This is a genomic window from Hydrotalea sp., assembly GCF_049968455.1.
GTDB lineage: Bacteria > Bacteroidota > Bacteroidia > Chitinophagales > Chitinophagaceae > Hydrotalea.
In genome coordinates, this window is the sequence record NZ_JBMFQT010000012.1 from 1 (window position 1) to 21,620 (window position 21,620).

The window sequence follows — 21,620 nt, forward strand, 5'->3', positions numbered from 1 at the left end:
GGCATAAAGGCCATGATGACTTGACATCATCCCCTCCTTCCTCACGCCTTACGGCGGCAGTTTCAGTAGAGTTCCCAGCTTTACCTGTTGGCAACTACCGATAGGGGTTGCGCTCGTTGCGGGACTTAACCCAACACCTCACGGCACGAGCTGACGACAGCCATGCAGCACCTTACCACCTGTGTATTGCTACAAAACCAGCTTTCACCGGCTGTCAAGTGGCATTCTAGCCCAGGTAAGGTTCCTCGCGTATCATCGAATTAAACCACATGCTCCACCGCTTGTGCGGACCCCCGCCAATTCCTTTGAGTTTCAACCTTGCGGTCGTACTTCCCAGGTGGATTACTTAATGCTTTCGCTCAGACACTAACTGTTTATCGCTAATGTCGAGTAATCATCGTTTAGGGCGTGGACTACCAGGGTATCTAATCCTGTTTGATCCCCACGCTTTCGTGCCTCAGCGTCAATATTTGTGTAGCAAGCTGCCTCCGCAATCGGTGTTCTATGTCATATCTATGCATTTCACCGCTACATGACATATTCCGCTTACCTCCACAATATTCAAGACATATAGTATCAATGGCAGTTCCGAAGTTAAGCTCCGGTATTTCACCACTGACTTACATGCCCGCCTACGCACCCTTTAAACCCAGTAAATCCGGATAACGCTTGCACCCTCCGTATTACCGCGGCTGCTGGCACGGAGTTAGCCGGTGCTTATTCATAGGGTACCGTCAACTACCTTCAAAAAAGTATCTTTCTTCCCCTATAAAAGAAGTTTACAACCCAGAGGGCATTCATCCTTCACGCGGCATGGCTGGATCAGACTTGCGTCCATTGTCCAATATTCCTTACTGCTGCCTCCCGTAGGAGTCGGGCCCGTGTCTCAGTGCCCGTGTGGCTGATCATGCTCTCACATCAGCTACTGATCGTAGGCTTGGTGGGCCTTTACCCCGCCAACTACCTAATCAGACGCACACCCATCAATAAGCGGCTCGCGCCTCTCATAAAATCCAGATGCCTGAACTTTATCTTACGGGGTATTAATCCAAATTTCTCTGGGCTATCCCCCTCTTATCGGAAGGTTGTGTACGTGTTCCGCACCCGTTTGCCGGTCGCCACCCATATATTGCTATACTGTGCTGCCCCTCGACTTGCATGTATTAAGCCTGCCGCTAGCGTTCATCCTGAGCCAGGATCAAACTCTCCATTGTAAATAGATTGCTCAATCTGACTATTAACTCTCTTAAAAAATTAACGTCGGATCTCTCTTGTTGTCTCTTTCGTTTTTACACTAAAAATGCTTACCTAATATCTCTATTAAGTACTGTTGCTTCCAATATTTCAAAGACCTTCTTTCCTTTTTATTCTCCCACAATCTCTTCCCCTTTCTCTCACCCTCTTCCGTAATTGGGGTTGCAAAAGTAATAACCTACTCCTTCCTAACCAAACTTTTTTTGAACTATTTTTTCAAAAAAAATAAAAACCTACAAAAACAAAAATTTAAAAAATCAATAAAACACAATACAGCAAAGAACTTTAGCGTATTTATAGCATTCAAAAAAAAATTGTTAACCGCTGAAAAAAAATTGCTGAAAAAAAATAACGGTTACACAAATAGCTAACCGTTATGTATCATGAATTGTCATTTTTGTTTAGTATCTGTGGTGAAATTTTACAACTATTCACCAAACAGATAGAGGCATAAAAGCCGAACAGCGATGCAACATTTGGAGACCATACCAATATCCAAATGTTTAAGCAGGCACGGATAATTTTTCCGGATCCCAACGCATAATTGCTTGTTTAAAGTAACTGTCATTACATAAAAGGGCAGGTGCAGCAGCGCGGTAACCAAATAATGCATCTTCGCGAGAAGTGGTTCCGGTACGTATGTCCTGAAAGAAATTATAAAAGTGGTCGAAATGCGCACCTTTGTAACCCTCTTCAGCTTTGTAAACTATTGTATCGGGAGGTAACATTTTCTTGCGGTCGTAGCCGGAAATATTGGCTGCATTAATTTTGGTTTTCAACAAAGGATCATCGGCAGGAGCATAACTTTTATTAGTGGTTAGGGTAACTTTATCCCATTCAACAATCATTGAACCTTCATTGCCCACCATTCTTAAATAAGTGTTATCAGCAGTTCCATCTACAAAATTTACCCTTAAGGAAAGATTAAAAGCCGGATGAGCTGCTGTTTCAGGATAATCAAACATACCCAATAATATATCCGGCACTTCTCTTCCGTCTTTCCAATAACGTAATCCACCGGTAGCCATTACTTTGGTAGGCCCCATTGAATTGGTTATATAATGCAAGCTGGAAAACAAATGCACAAACAAATCGCCGGAAACACCTGTACCGTAGTCGCGATAACAACGCCACCGGAAAAAGCGAAGGGGATCAAATGGTCTGTCACTATAATTGTGTAAGAAAGTTTTCCAGTCAACTGTTTTAGTAGATGCATCGGCAGGTATATCATATTGCCATGCCCCGAAAGGAGAGTTGCGTGCCCAAAAACCTTCTGCATAATTTAATTTTCCAATAGCGCCGGCTGCCAATAATTCCTTGGCTTTCTCATTGCCTAATGAACTCATTCCTTGGCTTCCTACCTGAAATATTACTTTATTGGCATTTTGAGCTGCCACAACAGCTGCACCTTCTGTTACATCATGTACCATAGGTTTTTCACAATACACATGTTTGCCTTTATTCATGGCATCTACGGATATGGTTTTATGCCAATGGTCGGGTGTGGCAACAATTACAGCATCTATATCTTTTCTATTTATAATTTCCCGATAATCGCGGGTAGTGAAAATATCATTCCCATAATGTTTTTTTGCATCGGCCAAACGACCATCATACAAATCGCAAGCAGCAATTAATTTAATACCTGGCACTGTTATGGCTGTGTTCGCATCGGCAGTACCCATACCACCGGCACCAATTAGGGCTATTTGAATATGATCATTAGCACTATATTTTCGTTTAGGCAAAAATGCCATGCGGTTATTAGCGGCCCAACCACTAACGGAAGGCAACAGGGCAGCAGCGGCAGCCCCTTTCGACAGATATTCAATAAAAATTCTTCGTGAAGACATCGTCATGTTTTTTTTCATACAGCTTAATTATCGAATGAAGGAAAAATTAAAGAGTTCAATTTAAAAAAAATAACCCTTAACACAAAATTTAAGTATTAACCACATTTAATGATTAATTTTGATATTCCATTTTAATTGTTCACCTATTAAATAGTTTAGTTATGTCATTTACATTACCCGCTTTACCTTATGCTTTCGATGCATTAGAACCTTTTTTTGATACTACTACCATGCAAATTCACCATGGCAAACACCATCAAGCTTATGTTGATAATTTGAATAAAGCCATTGCCGGTACACCTAATGAAGGTAAATCATTAGAGGCTTTGGTGGCTGTTGCCGGAAGTATTTCACCTGCTGTTCGCAATAATGGTGGCGGGCATTGGAACCATAGTTTCTTTTGGGAAATATTAGCTCCTAATGCAGGAGGCGCTCCTACAGGTGCGTTAGCAGATGCTATTAATGCCACTTTTGGCTCTTTTGATGCTTTTAAAGAAAAATTCAATAACGCCGGTATGACTCGCTTTGGCAGTGGTTGGGCTTGGCTAATTGTAAAGGATGGTAAATTAGAAATTACTTCAACCCCTAATCAAGATAATCCTTTAATGGATGTTGCAGAAGTAAAAGGTCAGCCTATTTTGGGTGTTGATGTTTGGGAACATGCTTATTATTTAAAATATCAAAACCGCAGGGCCGAGTTTCTGTCTGCTTTTTGGAATGTAGTTAACTGGCAAAAAGTAGCTGAACATTACAGCAAAGCAAAATAATACTTTAAAATAAAAGTAGTTATAATAGGAAAGTCGGCTATTACAGCCGACTTTTTTATGGAGAAAATCGCCTATCAAAATCTTTCCTACAGCAATACCTTGTCGTTATATTCCTACAAGAAGTTGACAGATTATTCTATTGTCGTAAGTTGATGCATTGTTTAGTTTTACATCAGATTCAATATCCATTTTAAACCACACAATATCCTATAACCATGTTTACCAATTATTTCATTAAGGATGTATTCGTTTGAAGGTGCGAATCATCCTTTTTTTATGTACATATGGTTGCAATGTGTTTTTGGTTAAAAATTAAAAGGGAAGCCTGTACCAAATCATTTTTCAGGCAGGGTGAATAGTATAGAACGGCTGATATTTTTATCTGGCCGTTCCTTTTTTATACACTCTTCCATCTTATATAATTGGAATTATTTCCTGTCTTCTGTATTTTTAAGTAGTTATTCCATTCAAAACTGACGTATGCCACAACAACCCTTTTCATCTACCTTTCCTTACCAAATACAATACTTTATTGCAACGGCAAAAAGTATTCGTTTCGTTTTTAGGTTATTGATTGTAACATTGTTGGCTTCCATTTGCTTCCACATTACTGCATTAGGACAATCTGTTTCAACCGATAAAAAATTAACGGCCAAATTACAATCTTATTTAAAAAATTTTCATGGGCAAGCCGGCATTTATGTGTATAGTTTTCAACAACACAAACAAGTAGCCATAGCACCCGACACCGTTTTTCCAACAGCCAGCATGGTTAAAGTGCCTATTTTAATTGCTTTAATGGATAAAATAAAGGCGGGAGAATTGCAGTACCATCAAACTTTTACTTATTACGATTCTTTAGCCTACCCTGGGGTTGATATGCTAGCTTCCTTTAAAAATGGTGAAAAAATTGAACTGAGTAAACTAATATTATTGATGCTTTCATTAAGCGATAATACTGCCAGTTTATGGCTGCAGGCCATTGCCGGTGGAGGTAATCACATTAACAACTTAATGGATAGTTTAGGCTTTAAGCAAACACGTGTTAATAGCCGAACACCCGGAAGAGAAGCGATTAGATTGCAATATGGCTGGGGTCAAACTACTCCTTACGAAATGGCTATGATAATGAAAAGAATTGCATCGGGTTCACTATTAGGCGAACCCTACGATGATAAAATGCTAAGATTATTAAGCAGAAACTATTGGGACGAAGAAGCGCTTTCGCAAATTCCGGCTAATGTATTTGTTGCCAGTAAGAATGGCGCGGTGGATGCCAGCCGCAGCGAAGTACTGTATGTGAATGGTAAAAAAGGCACCTATATATTTTGCATTTGTACCAACCACAATACCGACCAAAGTTGGGAAACAAACAATGAAGCATGGGAGTTATCACGTAACATTTCCAAATTACTTTGGGAATATTATCATTAAAAAATATGATACACAATTAAGCTCATTGCATAAGCCAATCCTGTCATATATACAAACTGAATAGCCGGCCATTTCCAACTGCGGGTTTCCCGTTTTACCACTGCTAATGTACTCATACATTGCATGGCTAATACATAAAATACCATTAACGACAAACCGGTAGGCAAAGTGTATACTTTACTTCCATCGGCATATGTAGCCTGTTGCATTTTTTCACGAAGTGAAATATCCTCATTCCCCTCTTCAACAGAATACAGAGTGGCCATAGTGCCAACAAATACCTCCCTTGCCGCAAAAGAGGTAATTAAAGCAATGCCAATTTTCCAATCAAACCCAATTGGTTTTATTATAGGCTCAATTGTTTTACCTAAAATGCCGGCATAAGAATGTTGCAGTTTTTGTGAAGCCAACTCACGTTGCAATGCTACCGTTTCTGAAGGTTGTTGTTGCATTAACTGATGGTATTTCGTTTCTATTTGTTGCATTTGTTGGCCAGGACCATAACTACTTAAAAACCACAGTAACAAACTAATAACCATAATTACTTTACCGGCATCACGAACAAAAATCTTTGCTTTTTCCACCATGGTAATGCCCACATTTTTCCAACGTGGAGCTCTGTAAATGGGCAATTCCAAAATGAAGAAACTTTTTTCGTTTACTTTAATAAAACGCTTCATTACCGAACTAACAATTAATGCCATAACTAAACCCAATAAATACAGCCCCATCATTACCAAACCTTGTAAACTTAAGAAACCCAGGTAATATGTGTTTTTAATAACTAAAGAAATTAGAATGGTATAAATCGGCAATCTTGCACTACAACTCATTAGTGGGGTAACCATAATGGTTAACAATCTTTCTTTTTTATTTTCAATATTTCTAGTGCTCATTATGGCCGGCACTGCGCAAGCAAAACCGCTAATCATGGGCATTACACTTTTACCATTCAGTCCCACTTTACGCATTAGTTTATCGCTTAAGAAGCTAATGCGTGCCATATACCCGGAATCTTCTAAAATGGTAATCAATCCAAATAAAATCATGATTTGCGGCACAAATACCATGATACCGCTTAGACCTGCTACTAAGCCATTTATGAGTAAATTACTCCACCAGGCTTCCGGTAAATTAGTATTTAAAAAATTAGACAGTTGGGTGAATAGCCATTCAATACCATCCATTGGATAACTGGCCAGCCAAAAAATACTTTGAAAAAGAATAAACAAAACTGCCAACAAAATAATATACCCCCAAAAACGATGAAGCAAAATATTATCTAACTGATTGGTGAATAATTTCTGCTCCAGCGGATCGGGTTCTACCACATTTTTCTGCAATATTTGGTGTATGCGTCGGTAGCGATGCAGAATTTCTTCTGCTTGTGTTTTTGTAGGATTAAAATTATTTTGTATTTCTATGTTTTCAATAGCTGTTTGTTGTTGCGGCGTTAAAGGAAAGTTTTCATGATTAATTAGGTAATGAATAGCAGCATAATCACTTAACTGTGGAAAAATTTGCTGCACCGATTCAATGGCTTTTGGTGCCACACTTTTATTATCAACAAAATCGTGTAAGGGAACGGAATTTTGTTTTTTGGCCACCATACCAATTACCTTACGCAAATGGGCTAATCCTTTATTTTTACGAGGGTTAACAGGCACCACCGGCACACCTAAATCGGCTTCAATACCTGCCACATCTATCTTTATACCCTTTTTAATAGCCAGGTCGTTCATGGTTAAAGCCACCACTACAGGCCGCTTCAAATCGAGTATTTGTGAGCAAAACAAAAAATTACGCTTTAAATTACTAGCATCCGCAACCAAAACAATAACATCTGCATCTACGTCTTTATCGGCATTCATCAACACTTTATAAGCTACCCATTCATCTGCTCTGCGAGGGTATAATGAATACGTTCCCGGTAAATCAATTAATTCGGCCTTTAATGTTTCATCAATAGCCAAAATACCGATTTTTTTATCAACCGTAACTCCGGGAAAATTACCTACTTTTTGATTTAAGCCGGTTAAAGCATTAAACAAAGAGGTTTTTCCGCTATTGGGATTTCCTACTAAAGCTATGCTTAATAATTTTTTTTTGGGCTCCACGTGCATGAATATAAGTACAAATGTACTATACACCCATTCTATTATAATTACGAGGTTGGGAAAACAATATTTATTCACTTCGGTACGATAATTGAATTGGTCAATTATTTTTGTATATTAAATAATATGATAGCGAATTCAACTATACACAAATGCTCGGTTTCAACTAACAAATTAATAAGGGAACCCCACAAAACAAGCTTTACCTTACTATGCCTGTTTTTAACCGGTTTGCTATTACAAAGCCATACAGCCGTTAATGCACAATCAAAAAGAAAAAAAGCCAAAGCCGAAAAAGCAGCCATAGCCAAACTGAAAGGCGATATTGGTCATCATTTAACCCAGCTGCACGCTATTGAACACGAAAATATTCCTGCTTATTTTCAAATGTTTTTGCAAAAGAACAATATAGGCCCATTAGTCAATAACAGTTTTGTTGATAGCTTTATAGTAGATGAGGGTTACGATTTTAGGAATAATAACACCAATGTTTCACTAAACGGCATTCAACTAACTGCAGGAACAGATTTTTATCCATTTTCATTTAGCAGTAATGCACAAATTAGTGGTGAAGCTGCTCCGGCCTTAAATGAAAGGGGTGCCCCATGGTTTTATAATTTGGGTGATGTTTGGCATGAACATGCAAAGGATAGTTTATTTAATTTAACCGATTACTGCTTACAGCAAGCCAAAAGAGCGGCCAACAAAGGAGCAACTGCCCTACTATTTTATAACTTACAAAACGATATACCTGCTGAACATATTTTTACCCCTTTGAATAGAAAGGATAGTTGTTCAATTCCTATTGTATACATTACCAAGTCCGGATGGAAAAAGTGTAATGCCGATGAGGTGAACACTATGGATATTGATGTGGCCATCAATATCCAGCCCAAAAAACTAAATGGCATAAACTACGTGGGCTTCATCAATCATCAAGCAGATAGTACAGTTGTTTTGTATAGTAAAGCTTCGGTTGAAGGATTGGCCACTTTACTAAGTATGGCACCTAACTTAAATAAGCTTACTCATTTAAATTTTGCCATCGTTTATCAGCCTCAATCAAAATACCCACTAACGCAAAGCAACTTATTAACACAAATACAAAATGTTAACCCGCAGAAGTACATTATAGGTGTTGAAATTTTAGCTGATACCGATAAAGTAATTACTGTTACAGAAAACCAAATGCCTTTTATTTTTCGATTAAATGTTGAAAGCACAAAAGTCAATAATAAGCAAGATGGTTCCATACCTTTGTTTAGCACACTTCAATATGTTTTAACAAACACCTGGCACAATGCTAATATTGACGAACAGACAAACGCTATTGAGGCTTTAATAGAACATTTACAAACTTTACTATATAACCCTGTGAATTATTTAAATACTCATCCCTAAAAATGTCCTTGCTGAAATAAATATGATAAAACAAAAGTTAGATATCAGCCAGATGAGTAATGATTATTTTGATGAGACTTTCATCTTGGGGATTATGGCACCCATCAAAAATTACTATTTTGTATGGATGTTGAATAATTTTTTGGATTTCGATTTTTCGTTATCAACCGAATCAAATATTGAGCTGCATAAAAAAAACCGTATTTATCGCTTCAATTTATACAAAGCAGTACAGCCCGATTTGAATTTAGTGCATTTATTGTTTCATAATCAATTTGAGGGAGAAGCTTTATTGCCCGAATTAAAGCATTTTGATTTTATTTGGCTAATAAAGGGGAATGGCATGCAAAACGAACTTGGTACTGCCATTTTAGAACAAATAAAACCACTTAACCAAGTGCAATTGGTAACTGAAATTGTACCCGATCAAATTAAAAACATCAGTAATTTAATTATTTAAATTTTTTTTATGTGGGAACAAACGAATCATCAGTTATATAAAAAATTTATTTTCAATGACTTTTCTGAAGCTTTTGCCTTTATGGTTAGAGTTGCTTTAATTGCCGAAGCCATGAACCACCATCCCAAATGGACCAATGTTTGGAATACTGTTGAAATATGGTTAAGCACACACGATGCAGGTGATGTTGTAACTGATAAAGATATAAAACTATCCCAAAAAATTGATGCGCTTATTTCTCATTAATATCTACATTTACTTTGTATTTATAATAAATTATAAGCCTATTTTCAGACATAAAAAAGCCCCTTAACAATTTAAGGGGCTTTTTGTATTGTAGTACTTACTAACCTTTTTTTCTTTGCATTACTTTTTCTACCGCTTCAAAAATATGAGGTGCATCTAAACCATATTTTTGTAATAATTCCATTGGCGTTCCACTTTCCCCAAAAGTATCTTTCGTACCAACATACTCAATAGGAATGGGTAAATGCTTTGCAGCCACTTGTGCAATAGAATCACCTAAACCACCTATGATATTATGCTCTTCAACTGTAACAGCGCATTTTGTTTTGGTAATTGACTGTAATACGGCTGCTTCATCTAATGGTTTAATGGTGTGTATATTAATTAATTCCACACTAATGCCTTTATCTTCCAACATTCTGCCGGCTTCAATAGCTTTCCAAACCATATGGCCGCAAGCAAAAATAGAAACATCGGCTCCTTCACTTAATTTTTGTGCTTTACCAATTACAAAATCACTTCCATCTACTGAAGTAAAATTGGGCCATTTGGGACGACCAAAACGTAAATAAACAGGACCCTGGTAATTGGCAATAGCTTTTGTAGCGGCTTTGGTTTGATTAAAATCGCAGGGTACAATTACCGTCATACCCGGCAACATTTTCATTAAACCAATATCTTCTAAAATTTGGTGGGTAGCACCATCTTCGCCCAAAGTTAAACCGGCATGCGAAGCACAAATTTTTACATTTTTATTACTGTAAGCCACACTTTGGCGTATCTGGTCGTAAACCCTACCGGTGCTGAAGTTGGCAAATGTAGTTGTATAAGGAATTTTACCGCCAATGGTTAACCCTGCAGCAATACCAATCATATTAGCTTCGGCAATACCACATTGAACAAATCGGTCGGGAAAATCTTTAATAAAGGGTGCTATTTTCATAGAGCCGGCCAAGTCGGCGGTTAAAACAACAATATTTTCATTGGCCTTACCGGCTTCATAAATACCTTCTCCAAACCCTCCTCTTGTTTCCTTTTCATTCTGAACCTGAATGTCTTTCAATTTCATCGCTTCCTGATTTTGTGTAGTATAAAAATTATTTAACGTTTTATGCTAATTCATTTTGTGCAACGCAATTTAGTACAATTGCAGGAAGCCATAAAATGAAAAATTCATCCATTATATTACATAATCCTGAGAATAAAGGGTTGCATTAAGTTGCATTGTTTATTACTATATCTTTCACATTGCCTGTACGCTTTAATACACCCCATTGTTGCAATTCTCCTTTCAATGCTTTTTTAAAGGCCCTAAACAAAATAACCAACATAATCCACCTATATATAAGTCGTTGTGGAATAATCCACAATAGTTTAATGGGCTTCTCTTTTTCAAATGCAAATGCCATAAAGGCAATTAATGCATCCACTACTAAGAAAATAAGATAATACAAGGCAATTTTCCCTCTGTTTTCCGATAGTAGTCCCAATAACATAAACAAATCACCCAAGGGAGAAAACAGGGGAACAATGTATTTAAACACTAAAATATCTGGTAATGCTATCCATCCCAATCCTTTATAGCCCACATTGAATAAGGCATCTCTATTTTTCCAAAAGGTTTGCATCACACCAAACGTCCAACGAAAGCGTTGTTTTGAAAATTCTTTCAAGGTTTCGGGGGCTTCCGTTAAAGCAATAGCTTTAGCTTCATTTTCAATAATATAACCTGCACGTAAAATGCGAATAGTTAAATCACAATCTTCTGCCAAAGTATCGGTAGTAAAGCCACCGGCATCTTCAATCGCTTTTTTTCTAAATGCCCCAATTGCGCCGGGTACAACGGTTATTGCATTGACGTATGAGAAGGCTCTTCTATCAAAGTTTTGACTGGTGATATATTCTATGCTTTGCCATTTCGTTAATAAATTAATGGTGTTACCCACTTTAACCGAGCCGGCTACAGCACCTACTTTTTCATTGGCAAAATGCCACATGAGTTTAGATACCGCATCAGGCAATAATTTGGTGTCTGCATCTATACATACAACAAAATCGGCATTGGCATTGGCAATTCCATAATTTAAGGCAGAAGCTTTACCACCATTGGGTTTTGTAAAAATCTTCAATCGTTCATTGTTTTGAAAAGCATCTACCACTTTTTGGTAAGTGCTATCAGCACTTCCATCATCAACAAAAACAATGTCAAAATTGGGATAATCGCATTGCAATAAATTTTTCAAGGAACTTACCACATTTACTTCTTCATTGTAAGCAGGAACAATAATTGAAACGCCAGGTAGATAATCAGCTGAAGGAATAATCTTTTTTTCTTTTCTTCGTTCTAAGATTGTCAAAATCAATAAAATCAATAAACGTAATGCTCCAAATACTAAAAATGTTAAAAACAAAACATACAATATTTGCCCAATAACAAAGCCTGCTTCTGCTAAAAAATAATTAAATTGAATTAGCTGATAGCCGCTACCTTTTGGAACACGAGGCATTAAGTCTGCATGGGTTTTGTGTAATAAATCGGCAATAGTAGTAAACGTATAGCCTTTGCCCTGAAAGTAACGAATGATCATTCCAACTGCCTTCACGGTAGCACTTCTATCCCCTCCTGCATCGTGTAATAAAATGATATTAGAGCTATCTCCATTATCTAAGTGTTGATTATAAATAGAAACTACGCGATTAAAAATAGTATCTGCATTAAAGTGTGGTATTTCTCCTGCCTGCCAGTCTTCAGGGTCAACACTTTCCCCAACAGTAATATAGTTACGTGTTCTGCTTAATGCCACCGGAGCCATTTCTTCGTATTTTTCCGGATCACTATCGGCATTAAAAGGGGCTCTGAATAATATGGTACTATGCCCCGTAATACATTCTAACAATAAACGAGTAGCATCCATTTCCAAATAAGCTCTTTTCTTACTTACCTCGGCAATATTGGGATGCGTAAACGTATGGTTACCAATTTCGTGTCCTTCTTTAAATACTCGTTTCACCAACGGTATATTATTTTCCATGTTAATGCCTATCATAAAAAATGCGGCAGGCACATGGTAATGCGCCAAAGTATCTAAAATTTCCGGCGTGTATTTTGAATCGGGGCCATCATCAAAAGTCAATACTAATTTTTTATCAGATGATTGACCATATTTTCGAACAACATAAGTAGAAGGTAATTTATCATATTGTTCCTCACTGATAAGCATTGCCGAAGAATCTATTTCCGGTGTTATATGGCCATCGGTAGGTGTTGAAACCATGTCTAAAATTTCACCATTACCAATAAAATCGGGGGTTGACATGGATGGCACGTCAGATAATGCCTTAAAGTTGAAATTTTGAAGTGCTGCTTTGTTCAAGGGCTTATTATAAAATTCCCATACCCGGCTATCCTCACTACCTAATCGCCAAAGGGCAGTACCGGCTAACCCATATTCCGTTGCAAAGCGTAATGAATTGAAGTTAGTGGCCGCATCAGTAAAATACACTTCATGCAGATGATTCTTTTGGTCGTAATAACTATAGTTTAAGTTATAAGTATCATTATTATAATCAATGGTAGCATCGCTTTCGCGGGCAATAGCCAAGGCTTCCTGATAGGTAACGGGAATGGCTTTACCTTTCTTTGTCCAATCGTACCCAAATGCTGCCAAATTTAGTACAATTTTCGATGGGTCTACTTTTTGAGCTAATGCATCAACAGCCGACTCTATCCATTTTTGTGAGCAAATAGGACCCGGTTTCGTATTATCATTATACTCATCATAAGCCATTAAAAAAATATAATCGTTATACTTGGCTAAACCGGCATAGTCATAATCTTCATTAAAGGGCGAAACATTTTGGGTAACCACCAGGTTTAAATCGTGCAGTGTTGTATAGAGCTTTTTTTCAAAATTGGTGAGTACTTCATTGTTTTTTTCCTTCAAATCTTCAAAGTCAACATTAATGCCCGATAAATTGTATTTCACCAAAAAGCGCGCAACATCTTGCACCAGCCTGTCAGACTTAGCCGGGTTGTTTAAAATTCGGTGCAAAGCATTACCGGTAAATATGCCATTATAGTTGTTTGATAACATGGGAACAACTTTAACACCCGATGCTTTTATTAGGTCTAACACCCTTGGTTCCATTACTGAAAAAAGCGTATCGGCTTTGGGATCAATAAATAACCATTCGGGCAATACGAGGTTAAGCTTTGAAATATTTTTTTTAAGGGAATAGTATGATTGTGCGTCCCAGTTTACAAAAAAGGCGGCACGGATTCCCAGACTATCACTAAAGTCATTGTTTTTAGATAAGTTTAATATACTATCAGCTTGCCCACACCCTCTTCCCTGCGACCATTTTACATTAATAAGCGATCGGAATCCCTGGTATTTTTTAGCCAAATTGCTTTTTTTAAAAACAGGTGCTTCACCTGCAAGCACTTTTTTAACCGCTCTTCCCTCTAAAGGAATGGTTGGGTTTTGTTTACTAATAACGTGTACAGTAATTGAGAAAACAAGCGAAAGCATGATGATTATAAACAGCAAAAGACGTCCCAGCCATTTAAATCGTTGCCAGCGGTATTTATTATTAGTTTGAAAAACTTGTGCATTTCCTGCCATATAGTGTAAATAACAATCGGAAAATTTTTGAAGTACGAAGTTCCTACTAAATCAGCAAAAAAGGTTACTTCCTTAAAAGTAACCTTGAATATATAGAAAATTTTAAGGAAATATAAACGTATTATCCTTCAAAGGTAGAATAAAAGTAGGGTGTCTTTGCTTCAAACTCCGCACTACAGGTATCCACTATTTTATAACTACGGGTAATGCCTAATGCTTTACGTTTTTCATAAACAGCATCATCGGTTGTATTACCTTGTAAAATTTTAGCAATTTGGGCGTCACTAAAACCCTCTTTTTTAGCTACTCGCAACAAGTTTTCGGGTAAGGTTTCCAAATTATAATTGGCTATTTCTTTTTCAATTTTGCATATTTCAGCAATCTGATAAATAAACCAACGATCAATACCTGTAGCCTGTGCAATGGTTTTTACGGTTACGCCTTGCATTAAAGCATCTTTAATTCTAAAAATTCTATCCCACTTCGGGGTTTTAATGTATTCAATAATTTCTTCGCTTTTCATTAGGCTTTTGCCATAATAACCAAGCCCCACTGCTTCATTTTCCAAACTTTGACAAGCTTTTTGTATGGCTTCATTAAAACTACGGCCAATGCCCATTACTTCACCCACACTTTTCATTTGCAAGCCCAATGTATCATTAGCACCTTTAAACTTATCAAAATTCCAACGAGGAATTTTTACAATTACATAGTCTAATGCCGGCTCAAAATAAGCGGAAGTAGTTTTGGTAATTTGGTTTTTTAGTTCATCTAACGAGTAACCAATGGCCAACTTGGCAGCAATTTTAGCAATAGGATAACCGGTTGCTTTTGAAGCCAACGCTGAAGAGCGGCTTACCCTGGGATTGATTTCTACGGCAATGATTTCTTCATTATGCGGGTTTAATGCAAACTGCACGTTACAACCACCTGCAAAATTGCCTAAACTACGCATCATTAATATTGCCTGATTACGCATGTCTTGGAAAGCCGTATCGCTTAAAGTCATGGCCGGGGCGACCGTAATTGAATCACCGGTATGCACCCCCATTGGGTCAACATTTTCAACTGTACAAATAATCACTACATTATCATTTTTATCGCGCAGCAATTCCAACTCATATTCTTTCCAACCCAATACTGCTTTCTCCACCAAAACTTCGTGAATGGGCGATGCTTTCAACCCACGTTCCAATGCAGCATCCAATTCATCTTTTGTGTGTACAAAGCTGCCGCCGGTGCCACCTAAAGTAAATGAAGGACGAATTACCAAAGGGAACCCAATTTGTTGGGCATATTCTTTTCCTTCTAAAAAGCTATTGGCTACATGGCTGGGCGCCACTTTAATGCCAATGCGACCCATCAACTGCCTGAATTTCTCCCTATCTTCTGCCGTATCAATAGCTGCTACATCCACACCAATTAATTTCACCCCAAATTTTTCCCATACACCCAACTCATCTGCTTCTTTACACAAATTCAAAGCTGTTTGGCCACCCATGGTTGGCAGTACCGCATCAATTTTATTTTCCGATAAAATTTGCTCAATACTTTCCACAGTCAGTGGCAACAAATAAACCTTATCAGCCATCATGGGGTCAGTCATAATGGTAGCGGGGTTACTATTCACAAGTACCACTTTTATGCCTTCTTCGCGAAGGCTGCGGGCTGCTTGTGAGCCGGAATAATCGAATTCGCAGGCCTGGCCAATAATAATGGGGCCAGAACCAATAATTAACACGGTTTGAATGGAGGTATCTTTTGGCATGGTAAAAACAAATTGCGCAAATGTAAGGCATTCAAACCATGCGGTATTTTAAAATTTGTTTGAAATGAAAAAAATGCCAGCCAAACACTTTAATATTCAATTATGTGTGAATGATTATTGCCCATAAAAATTTATGGAATGCTGCAACATTTTACTGCAAATTGCATTATTGAAAGAAAAACTGATTGTAAGATGACAAAACCGACTATTGGAAAAAAAGCACCCACATTTAGTGGTACCGACCAAAATAATGAAACTGTTGCATTAAGTGATTTTAAAGGAAAAAAAGTTGTGCTGTACTTTTACCCGAAAGATAATACCCCCGGCTGTACGGCACAAGCTTGTAATTTGCGCGATAACTATACCGCATTATTGAAGAAAGGATTTGCCGTAATTGGGATAAGCCCTGATGATAGCAAAAGCCATAAAAAATTTGAAACCAAGTTTAACTTGCCCTTTCCATTAATTGCCGACACAGATCATAGCATTGCAGAAAAATATGGCGTTTGGGGATTAAAAAAATTCATGGGTCGTGAATTCCTGGGCATTCACCGCACTACTTTTTTAATTGATGAGGAAGGTGTTTTAGTACAAATTATAGATAAACCCGACACTAAAAATCATGCTGAACAAGTTTTAGCGGCCTGGAATGCCTTACAATAATCAATTTTGTATGGCATCCTGATAGTTTTAATATAGCCTTCGCAGCAATTTTGTGTATTTTGCCGTAAAAACCGGCATGAACTATATTACCATTATTGGCCTAATTGCTGCATTTGGCACCACAGCATCATTTATACCACAAGCCATCAAAACCATACAAACCAAAAACACATCGGGTATTTCCTTAGGCATGTATGCCTTATTTACTTTTGGCACTTTTTGCTGGTTAATTTATGGCATTTTAAGCCATAGCCTGCCGGTAACCATTGCCAATGCCATTACCCTGCTGTTTTCCTCCATTATTTTAATTTATAAAATAAGGTACAAATAGGCATACTTAGCCCATACAAATACCTATCAACAGCGTTACGCAACGCTGTTGACCCGAAGCAGTATCGAAGCAGGGTCGAAGAAGTATGCTAAGAAGAAGAACGCATCATTCAATTGAGCAAAGTCAAAAATTGGCCAGTAAAAAGCCTTATTTAAAGAAACCAGACTTGTTTGCGTAAATTTGAAACCGCTATTTACTGGCATTCCTATAACAATCATTCAAATAACCATTTGGGCAATCATTCATCAATGAAATCATTTAAAAATTTTTCTATGAAATATGCAATGGCTTTATTACTGTTGGTGTTCCAAAGTTCCGCTTGGGCACAATTAGAAAAACCGGTGCAAGATTGGCCTAATTTGCAAAAATATACCCAAGCCAATGCTGTTTTAATGCAACAATCTGTTCCTAAAAACAGGGTAGTATTTATGGGTAATTCCATTGTTGAATTTTGGTCGGTAAGAGATAGTAGTTATTTTGTACAACACCCCAATTACGTTAATAGGGGTATTAGCGGACAAACCACTCCGCAAATGCTATTACGTTTCAGGCAGGATGTTATTGATTTGAAACCTGCTGCCGTAGTTATTTTGGCCGGCATTAATGATATTGCCGAAAATACAGGCCCCATTCCTTTAACAACTACCATGGGCAATATTGCTTCAATGGCTGAATTGGCAAAAGTGCATCATATAAAAGTAATTTTATGCACAGTGCTGCCTGCCAACCATTTTCCCTGGCGTCCTTCCATATACCCGGCCGATAAAGTAATTGCATTGAATGCTATGATTAAAGCTTATGCACAACAACATCAACTTACTTATGTAAATTTTTATGACCCAATGGTGGATGCAGAAAAAGGTTTACAAGCAAAATACACTATGGATGGCGTTCACCCCAACACTGCCGGATATACCTTAATGGGAGAATTAGTAGATAAAGCCATTCAGACAACATTATTGAAAAAGCCATAATTTATAATAACGCAGGCGCATTGATGCAGAGAAAAAAAATATTCTCAAAATGTTGCTTAATACAATTTTTTATTTAAGGATAGGACGTTTAGGCTGAATGAGTTTGGCAATAAGGCCTGTCCAACCGGTTTGATGAGATGCACCCAAGCCCTTTCCGGTATCTGCATTAAAGTATTCATGAAACCACCAATAATTTTGGAAGTGTTCATCGGTTTGCATTTGCACATCATTTCCCAAATAGGGCTTATGCCCATTTTTATCGGGCAAAAACAAGTGCTTTAATCTGTTAGTAATTTCATCGGCCACTGCATCGAGAGAAATAAAATTGTTACTGCCTTTGGGACATTCTACTTTAAAATCATCGCCATAATAAAAGTGAAAGCGCTGTAAACTTTCAATAATCAAAAAGTTCAGCGGAAACCATATGGGACCTCTCCAATTGCTGTTGCCGCCATACAGTCCACTGGTTGATTCTGCAGGAGTATATTTTACTTCAAAACTTTTACCGTCTACATAAAAGGTATATGGATTTTGTTCGTGGAATTTAGATAAAGAACGCACTCCATAAGGACTTAGGAACTCAGTTTCATCCAGCATACGTTCTAATATTTTTTTCATGCGATGGCCACGCAGCAATGACAATAAATGTTTTTCATCGGCACTTTTATCTTGCCATCGTGAAACCAGCGCAGCCAGGTCGGGGCGGTAATTTAAAAACCAATCTAACCGCTTACTAAATCCCGGCAAGGCTTCCAAAGTAGCATGGTCTAACACTTCTACAGCAAATAAAGGAATGAGGCCCACAATACTGCGCACTTTTAAACGAATTAAATTACCATCGGGCAGGTGTAGCGAATCATAAAAAAATTGATCAACTTCATCCCACAATCCATTTTTTTCATCGCCTAAATTTTCAATAGCCGCAGCTATGTATAAAAAATGTTCAAAAAACTTAGTTGCCATATCTTCATACACCGGATTATGCTGTGCTAATTCTAAGCTAATGCGCAACATATTCAATGAATACATGGCCATCCAACTGGTGCCATCGGCTTGTTCAATAAAACCACCGGTAGGAAGTGGCGCACTGCGGTCGAACACGCCAATGTTATCTAACCCCAAAAATCCACCTTCAAAAATATTATTACCCTGTGCATCTTTTCGATTTACCCACCAGGTAAAATTTAATAGCAGTTTATGAAAAACGGTTTCTAAAAAAGCAATATCTCCTTTGCCATTATTGTTGCGCTGATCAATCGTATAAACTCGCCAGGTTGCCCAAGCATGTACCGGCGGATTTACATCGCCAAAGTTCCATTCATAAGCCGGCAACTGGCCATTGGGTTTCATATACCATTCCTTTGTAAGCAACTTTAATTGTTGTTTAGCAAAGCCCGCATCAATTAAAGCAAATGCTATAGCATGAAAAGCAAGATCCCATGAGGCAAACCAGGGATATTCCCAGGTGTCGGGCATGGAAATAATGTCGGCGTTATTTAAATGTTTCCAATCGTTATTGCGACCATTCAATCGTTCCACCGGAGGTTTGGGCTCGGCAGGATCGCCATACAACCATTGTGGAATATCGTAATAATAAAATTGTTTATCCCAAATCATTCCGGCAAGGGCTTGCCGTTGTATTAATTTTTCTGTGGGGTTATTAATGGCATGTTGTAACTCATCGTAAAACTGATTCGCTTCATCTATCCGTTGTTGAAATACAGCATCAAAATCGGCAAAAGGCTGGTGTGGGTTTTTAGCAGATAATCGAAGTTTAATCACCACAACACCATTCGCTTTAACCATTGTATTATAATGCAATGCAGCTTTAGTACCCGAGCCATTAATATTCACTGCATTTTCATTACCCAACACCACATATTCATGTATGCCATCTTTGGTATAAGGTGCAGTATTAGGCACATGATACAAGCGCTGCACATTGGTTTCATTATCGCAAAAAAGAATATCGGTTTTTTGCTGAATATATAATTGATAATTGGGCAACAAATGGTGTTGTATACTTATTTCTTCGTTGTTGGTTGAAATTAATTGCGGCTTATCATTATTATATCCCCAACTCCAGGTATTACGAAACCATAAGGTTGGTAATAAGTGTAAAGGCGCATCTTCATTATTTCTATTATGTGCCGTAATTTGAATGAGGATATCATTCACATCGGCTTTGGCGTATTCAATAAACACATCGAAATAGGCATTATTACTAAAAATACCGGTATCGGTTATTTCAAATTCCGGATCGAAGCGGTTACGGCTTTGGTTTTGTTGAATTAGTTCCTGATAAGGAAATGCATTTTGTGGATATTTATATAGCATTTTCAGGTAACTGTGTGTAGGCGTAGCATCTACATAATAATATAGCTCTTTCACATCCTCACCATGGTTGCCTTCCTGATTGGTGAGGCCAAAAAAACGTTCTTTTAAAATGGCGTCTTTGGTATTCCATAAAGCCAACGAAAAACAAAGCAATTGTTGGTTATCGGAAATACCACCAATGCCCTCTTCCCCCCAACGATAAGTTTTACTTCGGGCCATATCATGGGTAATAAAATTCCAAGCATCACCATTGGGGCTATAATCTTCACGAACGGTACCCCATTGCCTGTTTGAAAGGTAGGGGCCCCATAGTTTCCATTCAGTATTCAGCAAACGTTCTTTTTCAGCACTCATAAAACAACATTTTACAGCAGTTAGCCATTGGTAGAAAAGCCGGGGTATAAGGTCATACCACCATCTACAAACAAAGAGGTTCCGGTAACATAATCGCTATCATCGCTGGCCAACCAAACAGCCGCTTTGCCAATATCATCAGGCTCGCCAATGCGTTGATAAGGAATAAGTGTCAGCAATTTTTTCAGGGCTTCCGGTGTATCCCAGGCCGATTGATTAATGGGTGTTTGAATGGCACCCGGACAAATACTATTAATACGAATTTTCTTCGGCGCATATTCCTGTGCAATACTTTTCATAAGCATCATTATACCACCCTTACTGGCAGCATAGTTGGCATGTCCTGCCCAGGGTATTACTTCATGTACGCTGCTCATACAAATAATTTTACCGGCCGATTTGCTTTTATCGGCATCAATCCCCCTTCGTAAAAACTCACGAATGGCTTCACGGGCACATAAAAACTGGCCTGTTAAATTAATATTCAATACAGCATTCCATTGGGCTAATGTCATTTGTTCAAAAGGTGCATCTTTTTGAATACCGGCATTGTTCACTAAAATATCAACGGTACCAAATTGACGAATAACATCGGCAAACATTTGTTGCACCTGTTGTTCATTACTTACATCGCAGCAATAGGTAATGCCTTTGCCACCTTGTTGTTGTATATGATTTAAAACAGCTTCAGCTGCAGGCTGTAAAGCAGGCAAAGGATAATTAATAACGACCGTTGCACCGGCACCGGCTAAAGCAGCCGCTACACCTGCACCAATACCACTATTGGCCCCCGTAATAATGGCCACTTGCTTTTGTAATTTTTGTTCCATTGTACAATGCTTGAAGAAATAATGAATAAGATGTGTGTTTTAAACAGAGCAGTAAGGTAACACATTTACACAAAGCAATAAAACAACCCGCCAACAATTATAAAAAATTAACAATGCATTGTTAGCTACTGTTGGCAAAAATGCAAAATGGAATGTGACTAATTACAATTACTATGAAATGAAAACAGGTATAGCAAAGCTTTAAC

At 37.9% G+C, this 21,620-nt stretch carries 15 protein-coding genes and 1 rRNA gene; 8 read left to right on the forward strand and 8 right to left on the reverse strand.

The window, feature by feature from the left end; genetic code table 11:
- Positions 1–1,214: ribosomal RNA gene (locus ACP5P5_RS09555) — 16S ribosomal RNA — on the reverse strand; the annotation flags it as partial.
- 543 nt (positions 1,215–1,757) lie between these two features.
- A complete protein-coding gene (locus ACP5P5_RS09560; RefSeq protein ID WP_428285880.1) occupies positions 1,758–3,113 on the reverse strand; it encodes a Gfo/Idh/MocA family protein in 1,356 nt (451 codons plus the stop codon).
- A gap of 155 nt (positions 3,114–3,268) precedes the next feature.
- Between ACP5P5_RS09560 and ACP5P5_RS09565 the strand changes: the two genes are divergently transcribed.
- Positions 3,269–3,874: a superoxide dismutase gene (locus ACP5P5_RS09565; RefSeq protein WP_428285881.1), complete on the forward strand. Its 606-nt coding sequence runs from the start codon at positions 3,269–3,271 to the stop codon at positions 3,872–3,874.
- A 480-nt stretch (positions 3,875–4,354) separates the two neighbouring features.
- A complete protein-coding gene (locus ACP5P5_RS09570) occupies positions 4,355–5,308 on the forward strand; it encodes a serine hydrolase (RefSeq protein WP_428285882.1) in 954 nt (317 codons plus the stop codon).
- Here the strand turns inward: ACP5P5_RS09570 and feoB are convergent.
- On the reverse strand, positions 5,305–7,425 hold the full coding sequence (gene feoB, locus ACP5P5_RS09575) for a ferrous iron transport protein B (protein ID WP_428285883.1): 2,121 nt from the start codon (positions 7,423–7,425) through the stop codon (positions 5,305–5,307). The genes ACP5P5_RS09570 and feoB overlap by 4 nt on opposite strands.
- A 126-nt stretch (positions 7,426–7,551) precedes the next feature.
- On the opposite strand from feoB, the gene ACP5P5_RS09580 reads away from it, so the two are divergent.
- From ACP5P5_RS09580 to ACP5P5_RS09590, 3 genes are read left to right on the forward strand one after another with little or no spacing between them, the layout of a single operon-like run.
- Positions 7,552–8,826, forward strand: coding sequence for a hypothetical protein (locus ACP5P5_RS09580; RefSeq protein ID WP_428285884.1), 1,275 nt, complete (start codon positions 7,552–7,554; stop codon positions 8,824–8,826).
- 22 nt (positions 8,827–8,848) lie between these two features.
- On the forward strand, positions 8,849–9,286 hold the full coding sequence (locus ACP5P5_RS09585; protein ID WP_428285885.1) for an IPExxxVDY family protein: 438 nt from the start codon (positions 8,849–8,851) through the stop codon (positions 9,284–9,286).
- Positions 9,287–9,295: 9 nt separating this feature from the next.
- Positions 9,296–9,532 (forward strand): 4a-hydroxytetrahydrobiopterin dehydratase, encoded by a 237-nt coding sequence (locus ACP5P5_RS09590; RefSeq protein ID WP_428285886.1) that lies wholly within the window; start codon positions 9,296–9,298, stop codon positions 9,530–9,532.
- 100 nt (positions 9,533–9,632) lie between these two features.
- On the opposite strand, the gene ACP5P5_RS09595 is transcribed toward ACP5P5_RS09590, so the two are convergent.
- The 3 genes from ACP5P5_RS09595 to carB form a co-directional block, all read right to left on the reverse strand.
- A complete protein-coding gene (locus tag ACP5P5_RS09595) occupies positions 9,633–10,601 on the reverse strand; it encodes a transketolase family protein (RefSeq protein ID WP_428285887.1) in 969 nt (322 codons plus the stop codon).
- A gap of 145 nt (positions 10,602–10,746) precedes the next feature.
- Positions 10,747–14,157, reverse strand: coding sequence for a glycosyltransferase (locus ACP5P5_RS09600; protein WP_428285888.1), 3,411 nt, complete (start codon positions 14,155–14,157; stop codon positions 10,747–10,749).
- Positions 14,158–14,278: 121 nt separating this feature from the next.
- Positions 14,279–15,925: a carbamoyl-phosphate synthase large subunit gene (carB, locus tag ACP5P5_RS09605; RefSeq protein WP_428285889.1), complete on the reverse strand. Its 1,647-nt coding sequence runs from the start codon at positions 15,923–15,925 to the stop codon at positions 14,279–14,281.
- A gap of 192 nt (positions 15,926–16,117) precedes the next feature.
- On the opposite strand from carB, the gene bcp reads away from it, so the two are divergent.
- From bcp to ACP5P5_RS09620, 3 genes are all read left to right on the forward strand, one after another.
- A complete protein-coding gene (gene bcp / locus ACP5P5_RS09610; protein WP_428285890.1) occupies positions 16,118–16,588 on the forward strand; it encodes a thioredoxin-dependent thiol peroxidase in 471 nt (156 codons plus the stop codon).
- Positions 16,589–16,664: 76 nt separating this feature from the next.
- The gene (locus tag ACP5P5_RS09615) at positions 16,665–16,919 is read left to right on the forward strand and encodes a SemiSWEET transporter (protein WP_428285891.1); all 255 of its coding nucleotides are present in this window, start codon (positions 16,665–16,667) and stop codon (positions 16,917–16,919) included.
- Positions 16,920–17,191: 272 nt separating this feature from the next.
- Positions 17,192–17,893, forward strand: coding sequence for a GDSL-type esterase/lipase family protein (locus ACP5P5_RS09620; RefSeq protein WP_428285892.1), 702 nt, complete (start codon positions 17,192–17,194; stop codon positions 17,891–17,893).
- A 69-nt stretch (positions 17,894–17,962) separates the two neighbouring features.
- Here the strand turns inward: ACP5P5_RS09620 and ACP5P5_RS09625 are convergent, their stop codons facing one another.
- Complete coding sequence (locus tag ACP5P5_RS09625) at positions 17,963–20,584, reverse strand: MGH1-like glycoside hydrolase domain-containing protein (RefSeq protein ID WP_428285893.1); 2,622 nt, start codon at positions 20,582–20,584, stop codon at positions 17,963–17,965.
- Between the two features lie 20 nt (positions 20,585–20,604).
- On the reverse strand, positions 20,605–21,414 hold the full coding sequence (locus ACP5P5_RS09630; protein WP_428285894.1) for a glucose 1-dehydrogenase: 810 nt from the start codon (positions 21,412–21,414) through the stop codon (positions 20,605–20,607).
- Between the last annotated feature and the right edge of the window lie 206 nt (positions 21,415–21,620).